The organism is Pseudoalteromonas sp. TB64 (assembly GCF_000498095.1).
Lineage (GTDB): Bacteria > Pseudomonadota > Gammaproteobacteria > Enterobacterales > Alteromonadaceae > Pseudoalteromonas.
Genome location: NZ_AUTQ01000116.1, coordinates 1 through 8,766 on the forward strand (window position 1 = coordinate 1; position 8,766 = coordinate 8,766).

Below are 8,766 nucleotides of genomic sequence, written 5' to 3' on the forward strand. Positions count from 1 at the left end.
TAGCCTCTAGCCAAATTTCTGAACCATCGGCAGCAATGCGTTTAAACTTTCCAGACTTAAATTGACCCTGCGCTAATTCATTCCAAAAGCGTGGATTTTTCTCATAAAACACTTTAGTACAAAACATTTTATGATGCTTACCTACAATATCTTTTAAGCTGTAACCTACTGTTGCTAGAAAGTTTTGGTTTGCTTTTAAAATATTACCCTCAGGGGTAAACTCTATTGCAGCTAATGCTTTATCGAGTGCGTTTGCAATAGCTTCTTGTGCCTTTCTTTGTACATAACTGGTTGTAATGTCAGAGGCTATTTTAATAACTTTGGTTACTACGCCGCGCTCTTCTACAGGAAAGTAAGTTGCTTCAAGCCAAAGCTTATCGCCATTAGCTTTGTATCTTAAAAATGATCCTGCTTTAGATTTTCCTGCTTTTAAAGCTTGCCAAAACTGGCTGTATTCGCTTGACTTTGCATATTCAGGCTCGCAAAACATGCGGTGATGATTACCAACTATTTGCTCTTTTCTGTAACCAATGGTTGTTAAAAACAATTGGTTTGCGTCTAATATTATTCCTTCAGGTGTAAATTCAATATAGGCCACATGCTTGTTAATTGCCGATAAAATAGATTGTTTTTGAATTAATTGAAGCTCCATTTCTTCAATTTTTGCGTTTCTTTTAGAAATACCAAACATATAAAAACCTTAAGGAGTGAATTAGTACAAAAATTAGCAAATTAATGTGATATCAATATGTAGCTGTACTGTAAATATAAGCTTTAAATAACCTTTCGGCTAATATTTAATATCTTATATATATATGCTTTATAAATAGTTTTTTTATTTTATAAATGTTAAGTAGTATTTTCTTCTAATTAACATTTTAAAAACCTAATAAAACCACTAATTTATGCATGACTCTGTACTTTTTTTAACTTAAAATAGCGCCCTCACAGACTACCCTCTCACACCAAAATTTAAGCATACACATAATATTTCCTATTCAAGATCTATTGTGCAGTTTCATTTTTAAAATTAAACCTTAAGGGATCATCTATGACATCAGATGTAACGTCGGCATCTAGTCAACTTAACAGAACCGCTATTTTACTCGTATTAGCGCTAGGCACATTTATTTTAGGATTATCTGAGTTTTCGATGATGCCTATGCTGNCAAAGCGGCTACGCAATTAGTGCCTATGCTATGGGAGTTGTAGTTGGTGCACCTATTTTAATGTTAACAACAGCAAATATGAGAAAGCGCAAAGCATTACTCATTTTTATAAGCTTAATGTTTATTTCAAATGGGTTGAGCGCGATGTCAACTTCGCTTGAGCAACTTGTCATATTTAGATTTTTAAGTGGTTTACCTCATGGTGCATATTTTGGCGCGGCTATTTTATTAGCATCTGATATTGCCCCAAAAGGTAAGCGTGCTAGCTTTATGTCTAAGGTGTTTATGGGTTTAACTGTGGCCACTATTGTTGGTGTGCCTATTGTTACACTTGTTGGACAAAACCTAAGCTGGCGATACTGTTTAGCAGGCGCTGCCGTACTTGCATTTATTGCTTTTATTTTTGTTTATAAAGTTGTTCCAAATGTTGATAATGCTAAGCCATCTAATTTACTTAACGAATTTGGCGTACTAAAAAATAAGCTTGTGTGGTCTATTTTAGGCATTGTAATTATTGGTTTTGGTGGTGTATTTTGTATTTATACTTACATTGCAGATACTATTTTAGATGTAACAAAAACAGCGCCTTATACAATATCTATTGCAATGGTAATGTTTGGTATAGGCTCAACCCTCGGTAATTATGTACTTGGTAAAGCAGCCGATAAATCTGCAATTAAAACCACTGGTTTGGTACTTATTTGTACTACTGTATTCGCTTTTGCTTATGTAACCGCTAGCCATAATATTTGGATGCTTTATGCGGTAATATTTTTTATAGGTTGTAGCCTAGGTTTAGCCACACTTGTACAAACATTATTAATGGACGTGTCGCCTGATGGACACGCAATGATTGGCGCATTAGTGCAGTGCGCATTTAATGTTGCTAATGCAATTGGTCCTTGGGTAGGTGGAATTGCAATAGCGCAAGGTGCTGCGCCTAATCAAACGGGCTATGTTGCAGCCGCTTTATTTGTAGGTGGATTTATTATGTGGATTCTTAGCTACTTTCAAATGAATAAAAAGAGCATCGCTGCTGAGGTTTAATAACTCAAATAAAAAGAGCTGCATATTAGCAGCTCTTTATTAAATAGTTAGCGTTAACTATGCGCTTAACGATTCCATATCAATAACAAAACGATAACGAACATCAGAGCGTTCCATTCGCTCGTATGCTGTATTAATTTCGTCAATGTTGATCATCTCACACTCTGGTAGCACATTATGTTCACCACAAAAATCGAGCATTTGTTGCGTCTCTTCAATACCACCAATTAACGAACCGGCAATACGACGACGCCCCGTTAATAATGGTACTGTATTTACTTCATCTACCGGACCAACCTGACCAACAATAACTAAAGTACCATCTACATCAAGCAATGGTGTGTATACAGATAGGTCGTGCTTTACCGGTACAGTGTCTATAATTACATCAAATGCTGACTGTGCTTTTTTCATGTCTTCGTCATTCGATGACACTAAGTAATGCTGAGCACCTAATTTAACGGCATCATCTTTTTTAGATTCACTACGACCAATAACCGTTACGCTTGCACCCATCGCAACTGCATTTTTAACAGCCATATGACCAAGTCCGCCTAAGCCAACTACACCCACTCGGCTACCTTTTTTTACGCCCCATTTATGCAGTGGTGAGTAAGTAGTAATACCAGCACAAAGCAATGGCGCAACGCGCGAAAGGTCTAAACTCTCTGGTACTGAAAGTACAAACTCTTCACGTACAACAACATGTTTAGAATACCCACCTTGGGTCATTTCACCTGTAATACGGTCTTTACCTGCGTATGTACCTATCATGCCTTCTCGACAAAATTGCTCTTCGTGATTATCACATTGATCGCAACTTTGACACGAGTCAACCATGCAACCAACAGCAACAGTGTCGCCTTGTTTATATTTTTTCACGTCGCTACCTACCGACATGACTTTACCTACAATTTCGTGACCAGGCACTAGCGGATAATCACTGCCACCCCAATCGTTTCGCACGGCGTGTAAATCTGAATGGCACACACCGCAGTATAAAATTTCAATTTCTACATCGTTATCTCGTAAATCGCGGCGCTCAAAAGAAAACTCTAAAAGTTCAGAACCTTGGCTTTTTGCTGCATATCCTACTGTTTTCATAATAACTCCATAGTTGTTAAAAATTTAAATCATCAACACCATAGTACATAGCCTGTGAATAGAACCTGACAATATAAAATAGGCACAAAAAAAGCCCAAACAGTGTTTGGGCTTAATCGTTAGTGCTAGGGCGTGTTGTTCTTTGTGGATTGAAATTTGTTCAATCTAGGGGGGATTTAATCGCGGCGCGAGGTTTGTAACCTAGCGGGCTAAGTAAAAACCGAGCAACAAAGAGTTAATCGTCCCTAGAAAGAACCCAAAGGGCAGCGCATGTTTGGTATTTATGCTGCGTTATCTCCTATTTATGGGAAGTAACCACACTACATAGGCTCTGCCTTGCCTAAAAACCAAACATACTGCTGTAAATTCACCCACGAAAGGTCAACACGCCCTGGTAACTTAGGCGCTAAATTTAGTTATTTTGTCAGTACAGCATTTAGCTCATCAATTAATGTATGAATGCGCTCTGCATTTTTTCCTAAATCACTACGACCAACGCGCGATTTACTACGAATATCAACAAAACGTTCACTGCCTTCATCATTAATACGCACAACTACATCGTCTTTAAAGCCAAACCATGCTGTTGTTTCTGTTGCCTCAACAATGCCTTTACTTATATCTGTATTTACTAACTCCCAACCTAAGTTTTGAACGGCTTGCTCTGTTGCTTTAACAAGATCTGTTTTTGATTGGGCAAAGTTAAGTGTTGCGAGTTCTGGGTAAGCTTTACGTTGTTGTACTGCGGTTTCTTCACCTGCATATTCCACAGGATTTGACGCATCAGCACGAAGAGGGGCAATAGCTATAAATTCCGGCGGGTTAACTAAATCGGTAGAAATATCATGAATTGGCGGTACACTTTTAGCTGTGTTCATCATATTTAAAGGCATTGCAATTGCTATCGCCGAAAATATAACAGCAGTTGCAGCACTACCAAGTGTTACTGTTTTACGCATAAAAATAACTTGCACTAAAAGCAGTAAAAGCGCTGCACCACCAGCGTAAACACCAAATTTAAAGCCAGCAAAAGCAGTACCTAGCTCTACAACGTCAAACTTATACAAAGGACCCGGTAACAAAACCAGTAAAAAGGCGATTAAGCTTACAAGGCTTACTAAAATTTTCATTAAATTGCTCCATTATTATGTGTGATTATTATTTTTCAAACAGCCTAGTGCGACTAGCCGACTACTTTGTACGTTAATAAATGTTTTTGGATTACCATTAGCGGCTAATTAAACAAAAAAGTCCAATGTTGTTTGATCAAAATTATTTAAGTTAGGGAAAATATCAACAAGTTCTGAACGCGGTACGCCAAACCATTGAGCCAATGTAGCAAAATACTGTTCATTAGCTACTTGTGGTATTAAACGCCCACCACCTGTGTCTTGCGGTCCATCTAAATGTTGAGTTAAAAGCTCACCATATATATCACCGCCTTTTACAGCGCCGCCCATTACTATTTGGTTTCCTGCCCAACCATGGTCAGTTCCATCACCATTAGAGGTAAGTGTGCGACCAAAATCCGACATAGTAAACGCAGTTACCTTGTCGGCAACATCAAGCTCTTTCATAGCACTATCAAATTCGCTAAGCCCTTGGGCTAACGTACTTAATAATGCAGGGTGTGTATCAAGTTGATCATCGTGGGTATCAAATCCACCCATAGATACAAAAAATACTTGGCGCTGAGTACTTAATTTTGACTGCACACTAATAGTTTTAGCTACCGCAGCTAATTGCTCCGATAAACTCGTCTCGCTAAATGACGTAATTAGCTCAGGCGCTGTTTCGAGTGCATTGTTCATCGCTTGGGTGTTATTAATTGCCGACTTAAAACTATTAGCATAAGCACTGCTAAGCGGGTGCTGAGTATTACCCATTATACGGTTCATTATATTGGTTACGTGATCTGTACGAGGCTGGTAACCACCAAATGCATTAATTTTACTGATTCCACTTTTGTTAAGTGCAAATGCTTTGGTTTGACTACCCGTTTGCCAAAGGTTTGTGCCATCAAGCGATATATTAGCGGCAAACTGATCTTGCTGATCTAAACGCTCCAATAAACGTGCGCCCCAGCCACTATTTAAAGACTGCTTTTCACGTCCATACATCCACGACGCCTGCTGATCATTATGCGAAAACAAATGCTTAGGTAGCACCACTGTTTTATTTTTATAATCATCAATTGTTGTAGGAGCAAGTAAAGTGCCAAGCCCGCCAACAAACGCTAAGTTAGAAGAGTCAAACACACTTTTAATTGGTAAAAGAGAAGGATGTAACCCTACTCCACCAGCAAATACAGTTGTACTATTTAGTGCAATAGGCGAAGCAACTGCAAGGTTTTGCCTGCTCTGTTCATACAAATTACGCTGCTCGCCCTCTAATGGTACTAGCATATTAAGCGAGTCATTTCCGCCATATAAAAATATACATACCAAGGCTTTATAGTCGCCCAGTTCAACGGCATTTGCCGAACCTGTTAATGCTTGAAGTTGTAAACTAGTTAACGCCGCTGCCGATACGCCACCTTTTACACATAACGACAAAAACTGTCTTCTATTAATGCTCATTATGTCTCTCCTAATACTGCAAATTAAATTCAGGTGAAATAGCAATCATATAAAGCAAATACGATACCCGTTCTCGATATTGGTCATCATCAAAGTACGCATCTAAATCAAGCAATGCTTGGCGAGTGTCGGTACTCATTGAGCCTGCAAAATATAAAACGTTGTACTCATCAAGCAAGGTATTAATACCCTCCTTTTTTAAGGTGTTCATATCATTTTTAATATATACGTATAATCCGCTTGAGTTTAAATCGTTATGCCCCTCGGCTGCGCTCCATACTAAGTCGGCAAAGTGCTCATTCATGGTGCCTATTAGCGTCGCATCGCCTGCAATTTGTAATTCGGGGGCTACTAATTCATCATCACGTAATTGAGCTGGCTGGTAATCGGGTCTAAAAAAGTTAAATACCGATGACGAGCGCATTGGTCCTTGTCCGTAGTTATCAAACATATTCCATGTTCTGTAATATCCCTCTAAAGACTTTGCATCGAGGTTACGCCAAAACTGCACTGTTTTTAATAAAGGCTCTTTTAGCTTCCCCTGATAACTTAAAACTGAGCCAAAATGGCGTGCTTCGTCATCTAAATAAATTGCCTTAATAACAGCGGCTAAATCACCACGCACACCATTACCATTATCGTTAAACACATTCGCCACTCGCTCAATATATTGAGGTGTTGGGTTTGATGTAATTAAACGTTGAATTAGCTGCTTAGTAATAAATGGCGCTACATTGGCATGATTAAATAAATTATCGAGCGCTATTTGCAATGACTCTTCGGGCCCGTAACCCTCAGGAATAACTTCATCGTTTAAAAGTGTTTTTTGCTTACTTGAATGGTACTCACTAAACGCTTCCATCGGCTTTATATAATCACGACTTTTGCGCTTAAATGTTTCGCTACCGGCAAATGTCCAACCAGTAAACACCCGCGCAAAGCCTTCAATTTGCGACTGGCCATAAGTGGCAATTGTATTACCTTGTGCATCAAGCTTTGCAGTTCCGTCTTGGTTTAGCTCTTCAAGCCCGATGGTAAATAACTGCATTACTTCACGTGCGTAATTTTCGTCTGGGCGAATGTTAAGTGCATCGTCTGCTTTTTCGTTACCTAAATGGCTTAAATAAGTACCCATAATAGGCGAAAGCGTTACATCCTCTAATAACTCTCGGTAATTACCAAAAGCATTTTTAAGTAATAAATCGTAGTAGTTAACCATACCCTCAGGTTGAGAACTCAAACCGCTATTTGCATCCGACACGACTAATATTTCGCTCAGTGCAAATGCAACCCGCTGACGAAGCTGATCGTCACTGCGTAGCGTTGCTTTCCACCAACCATCAATACGGTTGATATACCTAAATTCATCCTCGCCTTGGCTTTTAACTAAATAGCCACGATGATACTCAATGGGTAATGCAATTTGGCTTTCAAGCCATTGCTGCTCACTTAATCCTTGGGCTTTGCGTATTTCGCTAAGTTTTGGTCCCATACTGCCTTGATGCAGTAAACGTGCTGCAGTAAATTCGTCCATCGAATTTCTGGCAACAAAGCTAACCGTTTTAACATTAGTTGCACCTTCGTTGTCGGTTGCCGTTACGTTAAAGGCATACTCTCTTGGTGCATAACTCAACGCAGGAGGAAGGTTTATTGTTACAGTGTTTGCGCTTATTGGTTCATCAAGTACTTTGAGCCCAGCAGTTTGCTCCCAGATAACACTTGTAATTGTGCCGTCTTTATCACTCGCTGTTGCAGCTAATTGAATAGTTTGGTTTTTGGTTATATCGTTTTCAATATTCGCTATTGATAAAATGGGGATTTTATTTCCGTTAATGGTTGGCGTATCATCTGTGCCAGAACCACCGCAAGCACTAAGTAATAAAACAGAGCTTGCCATTAAAACAAATTTATAATGCATGTAAAGTCGTCATCGTCTTTTAATAAAGGTACGTTAATGTGTACCGAGTTTGATGCATTTATTGAAACACAAAATTTACAATTAAACTCTTTATTTTTTGTAACCGAAACTTAAACACCCCTCAAAAATACGCAAACTGTGGGGTTTAACTTAGCCAGAGCCTTATTATTTATGAAAACAGAAATTAGCTATCGTTTTGAATCCTCACAAGTTGCTAACCGATTTTTACACGAGCTAAAAGACTGGTCGGTAAACGACGTAAAAACGCGTCTTTTTAATGGTGGCGACAGCGTAAAAGTTATGTATGAACACGATGAAAGTGGATTTGATTACACAATTACAGAGCTTGATGACTTAGCCGAAAAGCACAGTGGTAAAGAAGTTTAAGCGGGTTCGTTATAAAAATAGCTGACATATTTTTAAGCTTTATTTAAATTATACAAGTTTAGGCCGTGTTGAGCTTTGTGGACTGAAATTTGTTCAATCTAGGGGCGATTAAATCGCGGCGCGAGGTTTGTAACCTAGTGAGCTCGGTAACTGCCCCTGCATTACCCTACTGGCTACATCCATGTAAGAATAAGTAAAAACCGATCAAAGCTTCCGCGTCTTGCTCACGCCCCTTACCTACATTCATGTCATAGGTAAGATCTTAAGAAATTGAGTTGAAGCTCAATTCATGATCAAATGGTTGTTACCACACAAACCACAGAATCAAGAAAAGAGCTTCAAATGAATGCTAACATTTTTATTAATAAGTTAAAAAGTATCCTAAGTGAAAAAAAACTGAACCGACTTGGTAAACAAGTAGCATTTACTAAAAGAGAAAGAAATATTACCGCATTTCATATGGTTGTTAGTCTTATTGCTGCGCTTGGGGATAAAAAAACGAATTACTTATCTGAAATATTAAGAGTTTATAATCAGCTAACAGGGCAGTCTATTAAGTATA

At 38.6% G+C, this 8,766-nt stretch carries 6 protein-coding genes and 2 pseudogenes; 3 read left to right on the forward strand and 5 right to left on the reverse strand.

Features of this window, described 5'->3' with window-relative positions; translation table 11 throughout:
- On the reverse strand, window positions 1-691 hold a 691-nt coding region (locus L647_RS0108975; RefSeq protein WP_024610839.1), incomplete at its 3' end, for a PAS domain S-box protein.
- A gap of 360 nt (window positions 692-1,051) precedes the next feature.
- On the opposite strand from L647_RS0108975, the pseudogene L647_RS01000000123930 reads away from it, so the two are divergent.
- Window positions 1,052-2,216, forward strand: a pseudogene (locus L647_RS01000000123930) (MFS transporter).
- A gap of 57 nt (window positions 2,217-2,273) precedes the next feature.
- On the opposite strand, the gene L647_RS0108985 reads toward L647_RS01000000123930, so the two are convergent.
- From L647_RS0108985 to L647_RS0109000, 4 genes are all read right to left on the reverse strand, one after another.
- Window positions 2,274-3,320 carry an NAD(P)-dependent alcohol dehydrogenase gene (locus L647_RS0108985; RefSeq protein ID WP_024610840.1) on the reverse strand — a complete coding sequence of 349 codons (1,047 nt, stop codon included), beginning with the start codon at window positions 3,318-3,320 and terminating at the stop codon, window positions 2,274-2,276.
- Window positions 3,321-3,736: 416 nt separating this feature from the next.
- Window positions 3,737-4,450: a DUF1499 domain-containing protein gene (locus L647_RS0108990; RefSeq protein ID WP_024610841.1), complete on the reverse strand. Its 714-nt coding sequence runs from the start codon at window positions 4,448-4,450 to the stop codon at window positions 3,737-3,739.
- 108 nt (window positions 4,451-4,558) lie between these two features.
- A complete protein-coding gene (locus tag L647_RS0108995; protein ID WP_024610842.1) occupies window positions 4,559-5,899 on the reverse strand; it encodes a DUF1501 domain-containing protein in 1,341 nt (446 codons plus the stop codon).
- A gap of 10 nt (window positions 5,900-5,909) precedes the next feature.
- Entirely contained in the window at window positions 5,910-7,817 is a 1,908-nt protein-coding gene (locus L647_RS0109000; RefSeq protein ID WP_024610843.1) for a DUF1800 domain-containing protein, read from the reverse strand.
- A gap of 171 nt (window positions 7,818-7,988) precedes the next feature.
- On the opposite strand from L647_RS0109000, the gene L647_RS0109010 reads away from it, so the two are divergent.
- Window positions 7,989-8,204, forward strand: a complete 216-nt coding sequence (locus L647_RS0109010) for a hypothetical protein (protein WP_024610844.1) — start codon at window positions 7,989-7,991, stop codon at window positions 8,202-8,204.
- Window positions 8,205-8,546: 342 nt separating this feature from the next.
- Window positions 8,547-8,766 (forward strand): annotated as a pseudogene (locus tag L647_RS0109015) (IS4/IS5 family transposase); the annotation flags it as partial.

Coding starts and splice junctions, on each gene's coding strand:
- L647_RS0108985 (WP_024610840.1), bottom strand. CDS start 3,320: ATGAAAACAGTAGGATATGCAGCAAAAAGCCAAGGTTCTGAACTTTTA.
- L647_RS0108990 (WP_024610841.1), bottom strand. CDS start 4,450: ATGAAAATTTTAGTAAGCCTTGTAAGCTTAATCGCCTTTTTACTGGTT.
- L647_RS0108995 (WP_024610842.1), bottom strand. CDS start 5,899: ATGAGCATTAATAGAAGACAGTTTTTGTCGTTATGTGTAAAAGGTGGC.
- L647_RS0109000 (WP_024610843.1), bottom strand. CDS start 7,817: ATGCATTATAAATTTGTTTTAATGGCAAGCTCTGTTTTATTACTTAGT.
- L647_RS0109010 (WP_024610844.1), top strand. CDS start 7,989: ATGAAAACAGAAATTAGCTATCGTTTTGAATCCTCACAAGTTGCTAAC.